We start from the raw sequence: 19,089 nt of genomic DNA on the forward strand, positions 1-19,089 counted from the left end.
GAGGGGATATTCATGCCATCGGCAAACGCCAAGGGAATTCGGCTGGAGCACGGCGATCTCGTGTTGACCAAGGGTGAACTCGAGCTCGTCACCGGACTGCCCAATCTCGCCCAGGCCCTACAGATCCGCGTGCTGACCCCGCTCGGCACCGACCGCTACGACACCCGCTACGGCTTCGACTACGGCGCCGTCTTCACCGCGCCGGTCTCCGCCCAGGAAATGCGAGATCTAGTGCGCCTCAACCTTGTCCGCACCATCGGCACCGATCCGCGGGTCCAGGACATCCGCGACATCGAGATCGTCGACGCGGGCACCGACCCGCGTCACCGAACTTGGCGGGTCGACGTGTCCATCACGACCAGCGACGGCACCCCCGCGGTGCTGACCACCACCGTAGGAGCACCGTCATGACTCAATACGGCGTCACCAAGGACGGATTCGTCCTCAAGGGTTTCACCGAAATCCTGAAGTCCGCGCAGCAGCGGGCACTCGACGCATTCGGCCCCGATATCGATCTCGCAGGCACCAGCGTGCTCACCAAACTTCTCCAGGCCACCGCCGACGAGGACGCCATGCTCTGGCAGCGGTTGGAGGATGTCTACTACAGCCAATTCGCTTCCACCGCATCGGGTGAAGCACTGAATCGGCTCGGCGAAGATATCGGCCTGCCACGGCGTTACCTGTTCGCTGAAGGCGACGCGGAGCTGAAAATCGTCTGCGCTGAGCCGGGCGTCGAGTATCTCCTACCGGAGGGCACAGTGGTGCTCGACAAGTACCCCGCGCCGTATACGACGGCCTTCCATACGACGGCTCCGGTGGTACTGACCTTCGAGGCACCGACCGCGACCGTGCGGCTGCGCGCTTTCGTCCCCGGACATGAGTCCGATATCGGGCCGGACCGTCTCGCACAGGTCGACCCTGAATTCCTGCACACCCTACCGAAATTCGGACCGGCCGTCACGGTCACCGCGACCAACCGGAACGCATTCAGCGGCGGTGAACTGCGGGAGGACGACAACGCTTACCGCGCAAGGCAACTCGGCTTCCCCCGGGATATGTGGACGCTGCAGAGCGCCCGCGCTGCCGTGCTTCGTGTCCGCGGGGTGACCGATGTGCTGCTGTCGGATCCGCTCGGCGGCGTCGACACCACGCAAAGCATTTTCGACACCTTCAACTTCGGCGACCGGTCATTCAGCGCCGACCGTCGCTTCGGCGAACCGTATTTCTTCGATGTGGTCGTCGCGCACGAACTGGCTAGGCCGTGGCGGACCACCGGCACCGTCACCGGCATCTACGAACAGGTGAAGGCTCAGATAGATCGGGTTCGCCCGATCGGCATCTACCCGAACATCATCAGGGCCAACCACGTCGACGTCGGTGTGCGCGCCACCCTCGTCGTCGAGCGCGGGCAGGACCCGAACTCGGTGCGGGCGGCGGCTCTCGATCGGTTGTCCAACAGCCTCGACACGTTGCGGCTCGGCAGCGACGTGGTGTTCTCCCAAGTCATGCGGCTCTTGGTCGAACAGACCAGCGTGGTGGACGTCCGCGACGTGCGACTACGCCGTTACCCGGCGGACGCGACCGACACGGCGACCTCCGCCGCACCGCTCGAGATCGGGTTCGGGGAGAACCTGGTGCTCGGCCCTGCGGAGATCGGGCAGTTCCGGCAGAACAGCCGCCTGATCGATATCCAGGTGGTCGATCGATGAAAGACCTTCCACTGCCGCCATATCCGGCTGCCGTTGATCGAATGGCGGGCACGCTCACCCAGCCGTTCGCCGCCGGCGCCGATCGCCTCGACCTGGAATACGTTGGCGGCGAAGCGGGTACCTACAGCTACTTCGTCGACTACGACTTCGCCGAGCACCGTGCGCGTTTCGGTGCCGAACCGCGCCCACGCTACATCGTCAGAGTGTTGGAGAACATCGACACCGATATCACGATGACGGTGCATTACTCCGTGCCAGGCAGTCGTGAACAAGCCTCCGCCACTTGCTTCTTCCGATCAGGCACCCTCGCAGGTACCTCGGTGCTGGTGCCGCTCGGTGCAGACGCGGCAGCGGCGGTGCTGCAGCGCGTCGTCCTGCACGCGACTCAGGGCGACGGTCTGCCCTCGGTGCGTGAAACCTTCCGCTTCACCGCGCTGCTCGGCGACCTTGCCGCGCTGCTCTGGGTGCTCGGTGGTGAGCGAGACACTCTAGGAGCCCATCTGCAACAGACGCGACGCCAGAAGTCCGTCGCCCAGGCGATCGGCCTGTCGTTGGACCTGATCGGTTCGGATCTCGACATCCCGCGCTTTCCGCCGCTGCCTTACGGGTACACGCCGGACACCGTCGCGCTCTATCACCTCAATGACGACGCGACCACCACGACCGTCGCGGACGCGACGAAGGCATACGCGGGCAAGGGGCACTCGGGCACCAGGACCAACTGCGAGCCCGGCGTCGATGGGCGCTTCGGTTCCGGCATGGGATTCACCGACGGCCAATCCGAGATCCTCGTCGACGATGACCCGGTGTTCGCGCTGCCCGTTGTCCTTTCCGCAAGTTTCACCGCGGAATGCTTCGTCCGGCCCGCGCCCGGCCCGTGGACCGGCGCGGTGCTGTCCAAGATCACCGCTCCCGCCGGGCCCGGATGGTCGCTGTCCATCGGGAACTTCCGCGGACGCGATCGCGATATCCGACTGCTGCTGTCCGACGGCTCGAAGACGGTCACGGTGGACGCGGGCGTCTCGCTGGACACCGACCGATACCAGCATGTCGCCGCGGTATTCGATCGCTATCGCAAGCGGGCTCGGCTCTATGTCGACGGCACACTTGTCGCAAGCACCGCCGCCGATCTCGGTGCGCTGACCAGTACTTCGCCGCTGCGTATCGGATCGACCGGCCCGGCGGGCGACAGCCGCATCGGCTTCTACGGAAGCCTCGACGAGGTTCGGATCTCCGGGAACGCGCAGCCATCGTTCGCTCCGGTCCTCGGCGAGGACGACGAGTCGTATCGCAAGCGGCTCACGCTGTTTCGGAGCTGGAATCTGCCGACACCCGCCAATATCGCCGAGGCGGTGAACTCCATCGTCGGTGAGATCGGGGGCATTGATCGTCCGATCACGCTCTCGGATGCCTTCGTGCGCACCCCGGTCGGCGCGCACACGCTGACGATTCGGCCTGCCACACTGCCGGTCGGCGAAAAGGTCGATGCGCGCGGCCGCAGCAACACCACCGAAGAGCAGATCTGCGGCACGCCCGCCGACGACCAGTTCGACCCGCGGTTGCTGGTCGGCTATGTCAACGCGTCGGTCGACGCGGTCGGTGGCGAACGGCGGATCCGACAGTCGATGGTGCGATACCTCGACAAGCTGATCGAACTCGTCGGACAGGAGCCGGGTTTCGACGACGCCAGGCTGAATATTGCGATGTACGACCCGAGGGCGAAGAACCTTCGTGCGGTCGGCCGCGCGGTGCTGGTCACCCATCGGCAAATAGCGGCGGACCGGTTGGCCGCACTCGCGCATCGAGCGGGATTCTCCTGGGTGCACCACGTTGCCGACGTCGGCGTCTACGTGTCGATCGCAGACCGGTCGACCATAGAAATTATTGGGCCGCAAGGGGAGTGGTATGGAAAGGATCTGTCCGAGATCCAGCAGGTGCCGCTGCGACTCGCGCCGGTGCCACCGAAAGACAGCCTGTTGCGCTGGTCGGTATTGCAGGCAGGCCCGGGACGGGCGGAGCTGATCAGTGACCCAGCTGATCCCACAACTGTCGCTTTGAAGGGATCGCAGCCCGGTGCGGTCACCGTGAAACTCGAGGCTCGCCTCGGGGACAAAACCTTCTCGGCGACACGCAGATTCACCATCGGACCGCTGGATGTGCAGGCGGGGCAGACGATCGCGGCGGACGGGACCTATGGTGTCACCGAATCCATCGCGGGCGCCACGGCGGACAGTGCCTTCTCGCTGGACAACCTGGTCACGATTAACGATCCCATGTTGCAGGTCGCGGTGCCGGGATCGAACCGGATGCAGGCGAATATGGCTGTGTGCTTCGGACGGCTGCTGAGCGCACTCTTCCGGTACGGGCGGGAGTCGGCGATGGTCCGGTTGGTGTCGGGCTGGAGCCAGGGTGGCACGGGCCTCGACGGCATCGGCAGAGCGTTCACCCTCGCGCCCGCAGCGGGGAGCAAGCTGACCGCGGAAAGGCTTGCCGCAGCAGCGCATTGCGCGGGCTTCGACTACGTCCAGAACACCGGGGCGGTCGTGCGGGTGGCACAGCGGGCCGGCGCGCACATGGCGGTCAGTGGACCGGCCGAAGCGACAGTCGGCACCACGGCATCGATCGGACTTCCTCGGTTCGACAACCCGGTCGATGCGGTGCTGGCACGCGACACCATCTGCGTCGTGAACCAGGGCACCTCGACCGTTTCGCTGCTCAATCAATACACGGGCGCCCTGCGCGCCACCGTGTCGGTGGGGCCGAACCCGGTCGGTATTGCTGTAAGTGCCGACGGCCAAACGGTGTTCACGGCCAGCGAGACCAACCGGACGATCACCGCGATCACGGTGTCCACCGGAGCAACGGTCACGAGTTCGGTGCTGTTGCCGGAGGCGCCGGTTGCGATCGCCAGCCACCTGAACCAGCCGCGCGTAGTGGTGTTGATGCCGACCAAGGTATTCACCATCGCGACCAACGGTCTGCTCGCCATCGACAAGCAGATACAGATCCCGGCTCCGAATACCGGAAAGCTGGTGGCGGTCAACCCATCCGGGAACCTCGTCTGGGTAGCCTGCGCGGATCGCGTGCTGAGATGCGTTGATCTACAAACCAATGCATGGCGGTCGACGGTAGCGCTGGACTTCCCGCCGACAGCGTTGGCCGCAGGCAGCTCGAATGTCTACATGGCAGGCGGTACCCAGCTGACGATCGTCGATTCGGCCAACGGCACCATGATCCGCAACTCCAAGGACACCGACGCGTCGCCGACCCGAATCTCCCTGGACGAGAAGATCGGCGCGTTGTACCTGGCGGGCGGCGCCAATCGGCGAATCGAGCGCAGGACCATCCTTGGTGAGTTGGTCAACACCACGACCGTGCCGGGCATACCGGTTTCCCTCTCGGTCCCGTCGGGCCAGGAGATCTTGGTGGCGCTACGCGGCCGGGTCGAGCACGACCAATCCGATGCCGTTGCTGTCATTTCCAACGCCAGGCACACAGTGACAACGTTGTGGCCGCTGTTGTCACCGCTGTTGTCGCCGGGTGGCATTCGGCGGGACTGGTCACTGCGCGTGGCCGACAAAGCCGCTGCCCGCCTCGACGGTAACGGTGGTGATCTCACGGTCCTCACCGCGGAAAAGGCAGGCATCGTTGACATTCAAGTTCGTGCCCACGTCGACGGCAACGCGCCGTACACGGTGCACGTCAGCCTGGACCCACGGCTGCTCGCCGACCCGAATGTCATCGTAGGGCGCACGCAGTACGAGCTGATCATGAACGTGCTCAACGAATTACACCCTATCGGTGTGGAATTCGAGGTCGCCGATATCCGGAACCACGTCCCCGACCTCAAACCCGACCAATCCGAACTATATCCCGACTACACCTACCCGACTTACCGCCTGCGTGGACGTCACCTCGCACGACTGACCAAGAAGGACTAACCGATGGCTTTCAACATCGAATTCAAACGCACCTTCGAGCATCGGTCCTGGCGGGATCGGAAGGATCGGGTGAAGGCCGACGGTCCAGACGGATTCAACGTCCGATTCAAGGCATTGGAGGCAGACCTCGATACCCTTCGTGAGCGGTTCAAGGATGTCAATGCCGCATTGAACAAGGTGGCCACTCCCGTGCCGAGTCAAGTGTCGGTGAGTCCGATACTCCGCCCGATCGGCAACGAGAAGCAATGGTGGATCGGCGGGGACGGATCTTCGCACATCCCATTCCCTGAGACCCAGTCGAAAGGCATTGTCGATATACCGATGCCTACCGCCGGATTGATTACCTCGTTCACGGCTGTCGGCCGCTTCAAGGGGACAGGATTCGTGCGCTTCGAATTTTTCCGCGTCGATCCAACCAAGACCTTGCCGGATAAACTCGCCCAGCTCTATATCAACGGTGCCGCGACCGATGACGTGATCACTGTTGCCGCGTCGATCGACCGTGTCCAGATCGACCCCAACTCCACCTATGTAGTTCTGGCTGAAGGGAACCGCTCCGCGACTGGCGAGATCGTTCGAGTCTCAGCACTGCGGGTGACCATTGCCGACAGTTGATCGCCGCAGGCCCGCCTCCTCGAACGAAGGACCGACCAATGTCACCATGTAAGGCAACGAGCGTATCCAGCACGGGACAAACAGGGCAGCTGATGCCCGTGGATACGTTATGACCGCCACTGGGCATACACCTGAGGAGTGGATGGCGCAGGCCATGGCGCTATTCGATGAGGCGGCGCGGCTGGCCGCGCTGCCGAATCCGGCCAGGGACGAGGCGGCCGATCGCGCACTCGAAGCGATCGGCATCGTCCGTCAGCTCAGCACCGAAAATCCTTCGTACCGGCGGCAACTCGCGGAGTGGTGCGCGACTCCGGTGGTGAACTACCTGGTGGACGCCGATCGTCTGGAGCAGGCGCAGGCGTTCGCCGCGGAATCCGTCGCGCTGTTCCGCCGGCTCGCGGCGGAGCGGCCGGATGACGATGGCCTGGCCTTCGGGATCTCCTGGGCGGAAAGGGTTATCGCGAATGCCTTCTGGATCAAGCCGGCGTTGCGCCCGAAGGCCGTCGATCTCGTCCTCGCCGCACTCGCCGATCTGCGCGTCTTGGCGGCGTGGAGTCCGTCGTACCGCAGAGAACTCGCCGACGTGTGCGTCGTCCCTGCCTCGTTCCTCCTCACCGAAGTCGACCGGTACGATCAGGTGGAAACCGTTGGGGCCGAGGCTGTCACGATCTACCGAGCCCTCGCCTCGGAGAGTCCCGGCGACGCTGCGGCGACCTACCAGGTCTCGTGGGCGCACATCGTCATCGCGCAGCGGCTCTGGGGCAAGCCGGAGCTGCGGGCGAAGGCGATCGCCTGCATAGTTGACGGCCTCGACAACCTCCGGTGTCTCGCCGCGCGGACTTCGCTCTACCGCGGCGCGTTCGCCGAATGGGCCGTGTGGCCCGCCTCTGCATTTCTCGCCATCATGAGCCACTTTGAGCAGGCGGAATCCATCGGCAACGAGGGTGTTTCGGTGTTCCGACGACTCGCCGCCGAGAAACCGGCCGATGACAATCTGGCCTACCAGGTGTCTTGGGCACAAATCGTTCTTGCGCAACAACTCTGGGCGAGTCCAGGGCTCCGTGGCAAAGCCGCGGACCTAACTATGGGTGGTAGGGCGGATCTGCGTGTCCTTGCCGCGCGGACACCGCGCTACCGGCGTACGCTCGCCGACTGGGATACCTGGCCGACTACCCCATTTCTCGCGGAAGTCGGCAGATTCCAGGAGGCGGAAGCGGTCGGCGACGAAGCCATCGGGCTGTTCGGCCAACTTGCCGCGGAGAGCCCGAAAGACGACGAACTCGCGTACCGCGTGGCGTGGTCGGAAAGTGTTGTTGCGCAGTCTTTGTGGGCCAGCAAGGGCTTGCGTGAGAAGGCCGCCGATCTGACCGTCGACAGTACTGACCGGTTACGTCAGCTCGTGGCGCGCGCACCGTCGTACCGGCGCGTCTTCGCCGATACCGCGACCTGGCCAGCCACCGCGTTCGTTGCGGCCGTTGGGAGATTCGACAGAGCCGAAGCCATCGGCGACGAAGCCATCGCCCTCTATCGCCGACTGGCTGCGGAGACGCCGAGTGACAGCGAGCTCGTTTTCCGGATCTCCTGGTCGGAAATTGTGGTGGCGCAGGCGCTCTGGAGCAAGAAGGAACTCCAACAGAAGGCTGCCGCCCTCGCTGTGGACGCCGTGGAGAACCTGCGCCTGCTTGCTGCGACGATCCCGTCCTACCGCCCGGCGCTGGCCGACTGGATCAGCTCGCCCACGGTCCCGTTCTTGGTCGCCACCGGGCAGAAGGCCAGGGCGATCCCGTTGGCGCAGCAGGCCGTCGACATCTACACCGTGCTCGATCACACCGACCACGTGACCTACGGACCGAAGCTGGCTGACGCCGAACGGCAGCTGGCCGAACTTCAACGCTGAGGATCCGCCGACGGCCCGTCCAGGTGGTCGCCTACTGCGTTCGGATGCGCAGGCCGGGGTTCTCGTCGAGGACGATGCGGACAGGTAGGCCGTAGACGAGTGACGATTCGGAGGGGGAGGTGGCTATCGAGGCGCCCGTCAGTACTCCAATGGCTTTGGTGCCGCTGAAGATTGGGCCTCCGCTGTCTCCGGGGAGTCCGAAAAGGGTGGTGGCGAACAGGTTGTGGTTCTGGATTACCTCGACGTCCATTTTCTGGTCGGCGGTGGAGATGGTGCCGCAGGTGAATCCGGTGGTGGCGCCGGATTTGCAGACCGGTGCTCCGATGATCGGGTCGGCGATGCCGTCGATCGAGACGGCTGCGGCGCCTGCGACACCGATGAGATTGTTCTCGAATCGGTGCGTGACGGTGTGGGTTGGGCGGACGATCGCGTAATCATGGTCGGTATCAACCGGTTTCGCAAAGACCGCGACGTTTTCGATCGGCCGCTGGGTGAGTGTGTCGAGCAGCGTCTCGGCGAGCGGCTGGTCGGTCGAACCTTCGAAGGGATACTGGTCTGCGCTGGCATGCACGTGCATCAACAACGTCGACTCCGCCGCCGATACGTCGGCAGGACCGTTGATTTCACAGTGCCCAGCGGTGATGTTGACGGCGTTGCCTTGCGCGTCTGTCGCGTTGAAACCCATCGAGCAGAATTCGAACATCGACCGTTTGCGGACGATGTAGCGGTCTCCGCCCATTATCGGTCGATCACCGACGGCGGCAGGCGATCGCGCAGGCACGCCGAATGCGCCGGAAATGGACTGTGGCCGTGTCTGTTTCGCAGGACGGGTGTCGGTCGTGATGGTAGCGGTGAACCCGGCAGCTCTGGCCGCGTCGCGCAGCCCGGTCTCCTGTACACCGGGCCGAACTGCCACGACCGGTCTGCCGGAGTCGTCGAGCCAGACGTCGGCGAAAGCCGCCGGAAAATGGTCGCGTGCAGTATTGGCGAAGACGCTCAACTGCTGAGCGCGATCAGCTCGATCGAGGAACTGTGCGGGACTGATCCCGAGATCCCGAACAATGGCTGCAGCCAGCGCAGGTGACAGCTCTGTGCCGTCAGGGACAGCTTGGGCGGGCGCACCACCGATGCCGAGAAACGTGGCGACAGCAAGCAGGCTTATTGGCATTGACCTAGCCGACAATGAACTCGACCACCTTGTCCGGTTTGGGCGCGCCGTATCGACGCAGCTTGTCGAATACAGTCCCCTCATCAGCACAGATGCTCGTCGGCCGACTCCGGGACCAGGCGATCCAGGCCTGCGGAACCGGCAGCTGAACCGATTCGACCATCTCCGCCATCCGCCGCCGCCGATGACACGCCGGTTGGCTCGCTTTCCGCCGAGTCGCGCCCACCCGACCGCCGGATGCATGGTTTCGGCTTGTACGCGCTCGCTACCTCATATCCCGACGTCCTCGCCTGGGTAAATGCACGTTTCGGCCGATAGTCGCGCAATCGCTGCCGCCACCAGCCCGCCTGTGCGGCACAAGGTGCGAAAGTCGGGCTTGCCGCATGCGCTGGGCCGGTTGTCCGGCTCGGGGTGAGGCGGTAGAAACAGCGGGGCGGCGCGTGCGACTTCGCGCCTTGTGTATCGGGGTGATGATGTGAGCTTCTGGATCGATGGACCTGCCGAGACCGACGAACAACGAATCGAGCTCTGGCGGCAGCAATTTCCCTTCGTGACAGCGGAGGTGTTCGCCACCCGTGCGGCGGATTTCGACGGCGACTACTCGCCTGCCTCGCTGGGAGCGTTGGAAGAACTGATCCTCGTGCAGCTACCCGACCAGAACAGCATGATGGATCGCGCCGCTCTGCCTTTCGTCAAGGCCGCCATCGGGTACCTGGGCGAGACGTTGCGACGGGCGGGCGGTGGCGGCTGGGTGTGGGGTACGGGGCAGCTCGCCGGGATGCCTTGTGTCGCATTCGGTGTCGAACTGGGTCTGCCGCCGCTGGCGCCGCTGCAGCGGGTCATCGAGGCGGTCCAGATCCGGGACGGGCAGCAGTTCGCGCGGCTCCGTTCCGAGATCCACGCGGCGAAGGCCGCACACCGCACCGGTGACGGCTCGGACCGGTTGACCGCACTGGTTGTCGAGGTAGTGCAGAACTATGGCTACACCTGCACTTTCACCGCCGACGACCAGCTGGAGCTCGCGGGCAACGGTAAACCCGACTGGGTACTGAACCTGGCGAACCTGCGCCGCACCGTGGATCAGGAGCCACCGGAGCAATGGCCTGCCATGATCGCCGATCATCTGAGCACCCTGCTGGCCGGGATCGACCTTGCGGAGGAAGCACCGCTCGAGTTCGACGACTTCGACCGGATGCGGTCGTTGATCCGGACGCGGATGTACCCGGAGAACATGGAGGACGCCGGTTATCCGATCGTGTCCCGAACTCTCGCGCCGGGCCTGGTTCAGCGGGTGGTGCTCGACCAGGTGAACACGATCATCCCGGTCACCTATGACCAGCTGTCCCATTGGCCGATACCGGAATCGGCGCTGTTCGAGCTCGCCGAAGCCAACACCCGCGGCGACGGACTCGTCGAGGTCACCGATCTCGCGAACGAGTCCGAAGAGAACATCGTCGGACTGTACTTGCCGGACTATGCCAGCGCCCACGTCTGCTGGCTGGACGCATATCCCGTTGCCGGACAATGGGGTTCGGCTTTCATAGTGCCGTGCGAAGGTTCCGTCTACGTTCACCCGCTCAACGGCGCGGACGCCTACGTCACCGTCGGCACGCTGGCAAAGCTGGCGGTGGCGGCGCATGCCGAACGCCCCGCACCGGTGAGCTCTTCGGTCTACTGGTGGCACGACGGGACAATCGACCTGGCCGCCGCCGTCAACCAATCCCTCGAAGCCCTCGAACTCTACGTATCGCCGGAGTTCCAGAAAGTAATGGAGGACATCGCCGAGAAGGCCGACGAAGCGTAGCCCTCTCTGCGACGAAATACCTATGGGCAGAACGGGTTCGGAGGGCGGCCGCTACCGGGTTCGGATGCGCAGGCCGGGGTTCTCGTCGAGGATCGTGCGGACCGGCAGGCCGTAGGTGAAGGATGGTTCGAACGGCGAGGTGGCGATAGAAGCGCCGGTCAGTACGCCAATGGCTTTGGTGCCGCTGAAGACCGGTCCGCCGCTGTCGCCGGGGATGCCGAAGATGGTTGTGGTGAACTGGTCGTGGTTCTGGACACCTTCGACGTCGATGGTCTGATCGATGGCGGAGATGGTGCCGCAGGTGAATCCGGTGGTGGCCCCGGATTTGCAGACCGGAGCTCCGACGATCGGGTCGGCGACGCCGTCGATCGCGACGGTCGTGAAGCGGGGGCCGCGGACGAGGTTGTTGTCGAATCGGTGGATGGCCGGAGGGAGTGCGCGGGCGATCGCGTAGTCGTGGCCGGTGTTGACCGATTTGGTGAAGACCGCCACCTTTTCGGTCGGGCGGCGGGTCAGCATGTCGAGCAGTGTTTCGGCGAGCGGCTGGTCGGTGGCGCCCCCCAAGGGCTGGTCTGTGCTGCTGTGCACATACATCGACAGTGTCGACTCCACGGCTGCCCCTTCGGCCGGACCGTTGATATCGCAGTGTCCTGCGGTGATGTTGACGGTGTTGCCTTGCGCGTCTGTCGCGTTGAAACCCATCGAGCAGAATTCGATCCGCGCCGTGTTGCGGATGATGTAGCGGTCCCCGCCCATGATCGGTCGATCGCCGACGGCGGCGGGAGACCGCGCCGCCATGTCGAAGCTGTCGGAAACAGCGCGTGGTTGACCGTATTTCGCTGGCCGGGCGTCGGTGGTGATGATGAATCCGGCGGCTCCGGCCGCATTACGCAGCCCGGTTTCCTGCGCACCGGCGCGAACGGCCACGACGGGTCGGCCGGAGTCGTCGAGCCAGGCATCGGCGAAGGCCGCCGGGTAACGGTCGCGTGCACTACTGACGAAGTGGCTCAACTGCTGAGCGCGATCGGCGCGGTCGAGGAACTGCGCTGGCGTCAGCCCGAGATCTCGCGCGATCGCCGCGGCCATCGCCGCAGGCAGTTCTCGGCCGTCCGGAACGGCATGGGCAGGCGCACAACCGATTCCGAGGAACACAGCAATAGCAAGCAGACCTACTGGCACTGACCTAGCCGGCAATGAACTCGACCACCTTGTCCGATTTGGGCGCGCCGCATCGACGCATCTTGTTGAAAACAGTCCCCTCATCAGCACAGAAGCTCGCTGCCCGAGTCTGGCAATCGACCGCGACAGGTGACCCGGGCCAGCGGAGTCGGCAGCGAAACGATTCGACCATCCCAGCCATTCACCGCCGTCGAAGACACGCCGCTCGTCCCCAACTTCCCACGGTGGTTCGGGGGAGTAGCGTCGCCGGACGCGGCTCAGACGAGCTGGCTGTCGTCGGGTTGCTTTTCGCTGCCCGGCTCGGTCACGTCTGGTTTCGGGTGCGGGTTCGAGTCACCGCGCGACGGTTCATGCCGGCAACCGCCGCAGTCTGATGCGTGGGCGCGCTACGGGTGCATTTGTCGTGCTCGGCTGAGGGCGTCCAGCAAGGCGGGGTCGTTGACGGCGAGGTCGGTCAAGACCAGGTGGTGGTCGGTGTTGGTGGGTACGACAAGGCTGTCCACTACTGTGAATTCGGGTGTGGAGTACATCTGATCGGGTGAGCCGTCCCATCCAGGCACGGTTTTCGTACCGGGTTCCAGGACGGGGCTCAGGCCCATTCGGTCGAAGTGTTCCGTGTACACCAGGTCGGGGCGCGGGGTATTGATGTCGCCACCGACCACCTGGGGTCCCTGGGCCGTTGACCTCAGTGTCTCGACGACATCAGCGGCGTGCTGCACACCGCCGCCTGTCTCGTAGCTGTGTCCGAGCACGCCAAGCGGTATCGGAAACGCATTGACGACGGTGATACCGGCGACCTTGGCACTTTGCGTGTAACGGACGAGCGGATCGACCGGATTGCCCTGCAAGGTGAGGGGCAGGTCGGGATCCGGAATCCGTCGCGCCCATGTTTGCTCGAACGGCAATTTGCTCATGATCGCCATGGACAAGTCCTTGTCAGCGGACATGTGCGAGATGGATATCACGGTCTCGTGGTTATGCGGGTAGCCGACCAACTTGGCCAACTGTCGTAGATCCGACCCGGCTCGACCTACCGACATGTCGTAGAAGGCCCGACCGACTTGCCCTTCCTGGAAAAGGAGGACGTCGGGCGCGGGGTGCACGCTGTTGAGCACCCTGGCGAAGTAGTCGATGTCGCGCGGATCGTAGTCCCACATCCCGTGCGACCGGATGGGTTGGAGCCCAGCAACATTCCAGGTCCCGACCCGGAGAGGTCGTCGCGGATCGCTGGCACTGCTGCTACCGAAACCCCGTGCGGCGGCCAGCTCGGGCAGGTCATCGACCGGCTCGACTCCGGACCCGCGCAGCGCCGCGGTGGGTAACCCCGGTTCCGCGTCGGCGGTCGGCGGATCATGACGATCGCCCGGTGTTTTCGGCGGCGTCGCAGGTTCGTGGTCCCCTTGCCCGATTGCGGCGATTGGCTTACCGATATCTCCGTCTTTGGGTCCGAGCGTATTGACCGCGGCACGTGCTGGGTTGCTGCCGGCCTCTCGGGATATGTCAGATGCAGCCGCACCGCCTCGACTGATCTCCCCCGACAGAAGATCGCAAACCTTCTTCCACGCCTCGCTGGCTGCCCTACCGAAACTCATGTGGAATCCTGTTTGAAGCGCATTCAGGCGACCGGGCCCTGCGTATCCGAGTGGCCTTGGTGGCGGTGTCACCCTCCGGCTGGGTGGCGTGGGCCGCGTTGGAGAGTAGTTGTCAAGAAGTGTTTTCGGTTCCCAGTGGCGGGAATCTGGGTCAGGCCTTACCGGATGTTCGGCAGCGCCAGTGCCGCAAGGGCTTCCACGATTTCCCGATAGCCGTCGTCGGGCGCCGCGAGTAGACGCGCGTCCGCGTGGCGGCTGGTGTCGAGGATGATGCGGTAGGCGATCAGTTGCCCCACATACCGGCTCAGTGTGTCCTACTGAGCAGTTCGACGCTGAATCGGTGGCCCCAGCGTGGTGTGCCAGGTCCTGGTCTCGGCGCGCAGCCGCCGCATGATCATGCCAGCGGCCCGTGCAAATGATGAAGCCCGGCAGCGGAGTGCTGGGCTTGTTGCGCGCCATCAGGGACTGCGACCCATTTCTCCACCTAGAACCTGACTGCAGAGGTTTATGCGCGGTACGTCAGCCCTCTGCCGATCGGATGGTCAGGGACCGTGATGAGGCGCATATCGGCGACACCGCGAGCTTCTCACGGACCATGCTGATTCCATCGACCGCGGTTTCGTAGTTCGGTCAGCCTGGGCATGTTGCGGGTGTGGTGTTCCACTGGGCGTTGTTGTTGCTGCACCAACAAGCCACCGCGCCACCGCCGAGGCTCTGGCATTTTCCGTACTTGTAGTTGTTGCATTTGCAGCGAGCTGTGCAGCATCTCGGATCCGTGCACAGGTTCCCGGTGCAGGTTTGAGCGGCGGCGTTGAACTCGGGGAATATCGCGGTAAACGTGGAAACGACAACGCCTCCAACGATTCCGAGACCTGCGCGGCGAACGAAAGTGCGTCGGTTCGCTGCCATGCGATTTACCCCGCCAACGCAGTCGACCGCACCAGCACGGCGGGAACGATCCGGTAGGACATCAACCAGGCCTGCCGCCATTGAGCGGTTGCCGAGAGCTTTGCGAGTCCAGCGACCAAGAGCAGGCCGCCAATGATCACCCGATCAAATAGTTCGAAACCAGTCCACATCAGACATCACCGATCCTGAAGCGTCGCAGGAAATTCGGGAGAAGCGGGACGAGCGAACCAAGTGTAGCAACCCTGCTCATACAAGCGCTCAGGTTTGCTGATGCGTCTTGAACAGCGGTGATGGTGTCGTCGTCCGACTCGGACGATAGTCGTGCCCGGATACCAGTGCATGCGCAACACCGAAGCAACATAGGCCGATGTGGTGTGACGATCGGTCGGCCCAAGTAATCTGAGCGCAGCGCGGACTCGGGTCGGCGCATGGATGTGGAGGAGGATCCGTGACCGAAGCATCGGACGGATCGCCAGCCGCCGAGGAGTCGTCGACCTCGAAGGTGGCCGAGGCGTTGAGCGTGGGCGACATCATCATTACCGACGAGAGCAAGCGGCTGCGGGTCGACGCCGTTGAAACCGTCAAGCCTGGCAAGCATGCCGCGGCCAAGGTCGTGGTTCGGACGACTGATACCACCACCGGGGCACAACGCGAGTTGAGTTATCTTCCTGCCCAACTTGTTCGGATCGTCGGCAGCTGAGCTGTCGAGCCGACTCAGAGTTGTCACACAGGCGGTGTCTGATGGTCGACGCACTGCCGACGGCTGGCTCGTCGACGAGTCGGCACCGCGCACGATCGACGGCGATGGTGTGAGAAGGAAACTCATTCAGGATCGGCAGGGCGGCGAACATTTTGATGCGCAGCGGCCGAGATGCCTCGGCGAACCGTGTTGCGGGCGAAGGAGAACTCGTACACCAGAATGGGCACATCGACGCCGACCCCGGGGTAGCGGTGGCTCGCCATGTCTCCCGCCGGGTGTTTCGGCCCGATCGAGGGTCACGAAGTGCTCGATTCCGGGCATGCCGGAGTTTTGATGCCGACGGCGATGCCGCAGGCACCGGCCCCGATGATCACGACCTCATGGTCGGGACGGCCACCGAACGCCGGGCCTTGCCGTTTCTCGACTGCTTGTTCGCTGCTGTGCGGCTCACCGTGACTCCTTCGTGCGTTCGGTCATTCAACGTTGATCGGCGCATCGGCAGGTATCGATGCTTGTGCCGCGCCCGGATACGTCACCACCGCGGTCGACGCCAGCGCGGAAGGCTCAGTGCGGGTCAAACGTTGCGCGGTTCGATCGAGATACGGTTGCGCGGCCTTCCATGCCAAGGTCATCCCGACGCCGAGCATCACCGGCAGCGTGGGGAACGAACGTTGCAGCCACCAGACGGGACGGCCGAACCATGGTTCGATCACGAAGGCCCGGTTGCGGTCGACTGCTCGTAATACTTTGCGGCCGTGGCCTTCCGGGCTTGCCACGATGAATTCGGGCAGTGCCTGCAGCAGCGGGTAGATTCGGTCGTAGAGCGAGATGGCGATCTCGGTGTCCGCTCGCTTCCCGAGGCCGGGGTTGAGACGGCGGGGGAGATCGGTGTGCACAGCGATGGGGCACACGCAGGTGACTTTGACCCCGTGGACCGCTGCTTCCCCGCGCAAGGACAGGGTCAGGCCGACGACAGCGTGCTTGGACATGTTGTAGGGGCCCATGAAGGCGAGCGGCACCAAGCCTGCGACCGATGCGGTGTTGACAATGTGTCCGTAGCCCTGTTCGACCATGATCTTGTACGCGGCATCCACGCCGTGCACGACGCCCATCACGTTGACGTCGTTGACTTTCTTCCAGTGCGCCACCGTCAATTCGTGGACGGGACCGCCGATCGCGAGTCCGGCGTTGTTGAAGATCATGTCGAGTCGGCCGTGTTCGTCTTTGACCTGTTGTACGAGCGCGGCGACCGCGTCGGAGTCGGCGACATCGAGAAAACGGGCCTCTGCCTTACCGGGGCCTATCCCATTCAGTTCGGCCGTCACCCGCTCGGCGCCGACCATGTCGATGTCGGTAACCAGGACGTGGTAGCCCTGTTCCACCAACGCGAGCGCGTAACCCATACCAATCCCGGACGCGGCGCCGGTCACCACTGCTGTCTTCATCGAAAACTCCTCTATCACTTGATATTCAGTCGGTCTTCAGTCAGGCGCCCGCCGCGCCCTGGCAGCTCGTTGGAGTAACAGCCGCACACCTTCTGACTTCCCGCACACCGACTCGCCGCGCTGACACGCGTGCGGATGTCAAAAGGTGTGCGGCTGTGGCGGCAGGGATACCGGAGCAATGCATCTGGACGGAGCATTAGGCGCTCGCGCCAATGAGTCTGCGAAAGGTCACTACCACCTGGTCGTGGTAGTCGCGCACTATTGTTTCGAGCATGCTGGTGTCGGGTAGTTCGAGCTCGTCATGCGACTGCCAGATCTCTTGGAGCAGGCGCCCGAGAAATAGATGCGCCGCGGGTCCCGCCGGCTCATAGAATGCTTCGCCTACCTCGGGAAGCAGGATGAGCACTTCACCGATCGTATTGAACAGGCTCAGCGATCCGGGCTTGTCGAGGGCGGCGAAAACGCAGCGCAGCATGTGCAATTCGGCCGCCAAGAGGTCTGCGTGGCGGGCGTTCTCGTCGGCGACCAGCAGTTCGAATCGATCCAATGCTTGTATTGCAAGGGTCAGATCGTAGCGGTGAGGGTCGGCAAGGAAGGTCGTGAAGGCCTCCATGACCAGCATGTGATCGATATCGATGACGTCGGCGAAGAGCATCGCGGCGCGGTCGGGAAGCTGACGTGCGAAACGAAACAAGTAGCGCCATGTGTCGATGCCGCCGTACAGGTGGATGTCGCGCACGAGGTAGCCGAGACCGCGGCGTGGTTCGACGAAACCGAGCGCGGCCAGCCTGCCCAGCGCGCTGTTGGCCGTCGGTGCGCTGGTACCGAATTCGGCCGCGACCTGACGCACCGACGGCAGGAGCTCACCAGGCTGGTGGATACCTGCCGCAATGCGGTAGGCCAGTTGTTCGGTGATGCCGTCCACTACTGTCGGCTGCCTCTCCGCGTGATTCTCCGAGCTGTCGGCTCTTGGCTCGGCAGCTCGAGCACCGGCCAGCTCGAACAGGCGCGCTAACGCGCCCGATTCGTCCCGGGACATCGCCGCATCCGTCATAGCGAGCCCTGCCTTTCGACCACGAGTCGCGGAGCGCGGGTCATCGGCGCTGGGCCATCGTGATGACGTCCGGGACGGTCCGGCTGTACCAAGGTCGGCGCACCGGACGTTGCGCGATGAGCTCGAAACCGGCGGTGGCGATGAGATCTCGCATCTGCTGTGGCGACGGTGTCGCGGCCGGGCTGAGTCGGGTGCCGCTGAGTCGCTGTACCGGTGCGGACCAGCGGGACCGCAGATTCAGGGCCGAAATCGCCAGCAGGCCACCGGGTGTCAGCACTCGATGGAACTCGGCGAGCGCGGCGGGCTGGTTGAAGAAGTGGAAGGCGGTAGTGGTGACGACGGCATCGACGGATTCGGCAGCCAGTCCCAACTGCTCGGCGGGCTCGTTGCGCCACTGCACTTCCGCGCTGCGTCGACGCGCCCGCGCGAGCATCCCTGGCGACATATCGATCCCGTACACGGCTTCGGGTCGAAGGTCTCGCGCGATTCGAGTAGTGAGAATGCCGGTGCCGCAACCGATATCGACGATTCGGCGAGCGCCGTTGGCGCGGAGAAAGTCGATCATCTCGTCCTGCGGCGGCTGATACACCACGCGCTGGAGGCTGCCCAGATCGTAGGCGCGCGCTGCCACGTCGAAGAACGCCGCGACGCCGCGATTGAATCCGCGCCGGGTGCCCTCGACGATCGGCTGAGGGCCTCCGGTGCCGGTTCTGGAATCCGGCGATGAGTTCAGCACACGGCTGGCTCGGTACGGATCTTCGATCGTCATGCGCGGTGCTGACGGCTCGGTTGACATCGTTGTCTCCTCGGTAGGGAGTTGCGCTGTTGTATGCGCTGTGTTAGACAGTGTATCCTGTCTGGGACGATAGCACGAGGGAGTGCTTGATGGAGCTGAGGTTCGAATGGCGGAGTTCGCGAACTCGTTGTCGGTCGCGGCTGATGCGTGCGGCTCGATCGGGCCGCCGGCCGCGCGCGGACTTGCGAAATATGTAGTGCGAGTGTCAGATATCGACTCGAACGCAGATTTCGGAGCAGTCATCCCAGTCGGCGGCGGCCGACTATGCACTCCCGCTATT

At 64.1% G+C, this 19,089-nt stretch carries 14 protein-coding genes; 7 read left to right on the top strand and 7 right to left on the bottom strand.

The genetic code is table 11. The features are described 5' to 3' along the window. Positions 1-12 precede the first annotated feature (12 nt). The 5 genes from NA11_RS01180 (at position 13) to NA11_RS01200 (ending at position 8,162) form a co-directional block, all read left to right on the top strand. Complete coding sequence (locus tag NA11_RS01180; protein WP_141717315.1) at positions 13-411, top strand: contractile injection system sheath initiator; 399 nt, start codon at positions 13-15, stop codon at positions 409-411. Then, the gene (locus NA11_RS01185; RefSeq protein ID WP_069159812.1) at positions 408-1,709 is read left to right on the top strand and encodes a baseplate J/gp47 family protein; all 1,302 of its coding nucleotides are present in this window, start codon (positions 408-410) and stop codon (positions 1,707-1,709) included. The genes NA11_RS01180 and NA11_RS01185 overlap by 4 nt, the downstream gene beginning before the upstream one ends. Further along, positions 1,706-5,650: a LamG-like jellyroll fold domain-containing protein gene (locus tag NA11_RS01190; RefSeq protein ID WP_069159813.1), complete on the top strand. Its 3,945-nt coding sequence runs from the start codon at positions 1,706-1,708 to the stop codon at positions 5,648-5,650. The genes NA11_RS01185 and NA11_RS01190 overlap by 4 nt, the downstream gene beginning before the upstream one ends. A 3-nt stretch (positions 5,651-5,653) precedes the next feature. Continuing rightward, a complete protein-coding gene (locus NA11_RS01195) occupies positions 5,654-6,265 on the top strand; it encodes a hypothetical protein (protein WP_069159814.1) in 612 nt (203 codons plus the stop codon). A gap of 109 nt (positions 6,266-6,374) precedes the next feature. Next, positions 6,375-8,162, top strand: a complete 1,788-nt coding sequence (locus NA11_RS01200; protein ID WP_141717316.1) for a hypothetical protein — start codon at positions 6,375-6,377, stop codon at positions 8,160-8,162. Positions 8,163-8,193: 31 nt separating this feature from the next. Here NA11_RS01200 and NA11_RS01205 read toward each other — a convergent pair whose 3' ends face one another. Further along, positions 8,194-9,330, bottom strand: coding sequence for a S1 family peptidase (locus NA11_RS01205; RefSeq protein WP_141717317.1), 1,137 nt, complete (start codon positions 9,328-9,330; stop codon positions 8,194-8,196). A 475-nt stretch (positions 9,331-9,805) separates the two neighbouring features. Here NA11_RS01205 and NA11_RS01210 point away from each other — a divergent pair, with 475 nt between their 5' ends. Beyond that, positions 9,806-11,134 carry a hypothetical protein gene (locus NA11_RS01210; protein ID WP_069159817.1) on the top strand — a complete coding sequence of 443 codons (1,329 nt, stop codon included), beginning with the start codon at positions 9,806-9,808 and terminating at the stop codon, positions 11,132-11,134. A gap of 51 nt (positions 11,135-11,185) precedes the next feature. Here the strand turns inward: NA11_RS01210 and NA11_RS01215 are convergent, their stop codons facing one another. From NA11_RS01215 to NA11_RS45430, 3 genes are all read right to left on the bottom strand, one after another. After that, on the bottom strand, positions 11,186-12,313 hold the full coding sequence (locus NA11_RS01215; RefSeq protein WP_141717318.1) for a S1 family peptidase: 1,128 nt from the start codon (positions 12,311-12,313) through the stop codon (positions 11,186-11,188). Between the two features lie 386 nt (positions 12,314-12,699). Further along, positions 12,700-13,470 (bottom strand): endonuclease/exonuclease/phosphatase family protein, encoded by a 771-nt coding sequence (locus NA11_RS47130; RefSeq protein WP_069159820.1) that lies wholly within the window; start codon positions 13,468-13,470, stop codon positions 12,700-12,702. Between the two features lie 593 nt (positions 13,471-14,063). Then, positions 14,064-14,201, bottom strand: coding sequence for a hypothetical protein (locus tag NA11_RS45430; protein ID WP_167837526.1), 138 nt, complete (start codon positions 14,199-14,201; stop codon positions 14,064-14,066). Positions 14,202-15,262: 1,061 nt separating this feature from the next. Between NA11_RS45430 and NA11_RS01230 the strand changes: the two genes are divergently transcribed. Beyond that, the gene (locus NA11_RS01230) at positions 15,263-15,514 is read left to right on the top strand and encodes a hypothetical protein (RefSeq protein WP_069159821.1); all 252 of its coding nucleotides are present in this window, start codon (positions 15,263-15,265) and stop codon (positions 15,512-15,514) included. Positions 15,515-15,987: 473 nt separating this feature from the next. On the opposite strand, the gene NA11_RS01235 is transcribed toward NA11_RS01230, so the two are convergent. The 3 genes from NA11_RS01235 to NA11_RS01245 all read right to left on the bottom strand — a co-directional run bounded on the left by NA11_RS01235 (position 15,988) and on the right by NA11_RS01245 (position 18,809). Further along, positions 15,988-16,959 (bottom strand): SDR family NAD(P)-dependent oxidoreductase, encoded by a 972-nt coding sequence (locus NA11_RS01235; RefSeq protein ID WP_084653868.1) that lies wholly within the window; start codon positions 16,957-16,959, stop codon positions 15,988-15,990. A gap of 196 nt (positions 16,960-17,155) precedes the next feature. Then, the gene (locus tag NA11_RS01240) at positions 17,156-18,013 is read right to left on the bottom strand and encodes a GntR family transcriptional regulator (RefSeq protein ID WP_069159823.1); all 858 of its coding nucleotides are present in this window, start codon (positions 18,011-18,013) and stop codon (positions 17,156-17,158) included. 40 nt (positions 18,014-18,053) lie between these two features. Further along, the gene (locus tag NA11_RS01245; RefSeq protein ID WP_084653869.1) at positions 18,054-18,809 is read right to left on the bottom strand and encodes a class I SAM-dependent methyltransferase; all 756 of its coding nucleotides are present in this window, start codon (positions 18,807-18,809) and stop codon (positions 18,054-18,056) included. Positions 18,810-19,089 lie beyond the last annotated feature (280 nt).

It is taken from the genome of Nocardia altamirensis NBRC 108246 (assembly GCF_001612685.1).
Taxonomy (GTDB): Bacteria; Actinomycetota; Actinomycetes; order Mycobacteriales; family Mycobacteriaceae; genus Nocardia; species Nocardia altamirensis.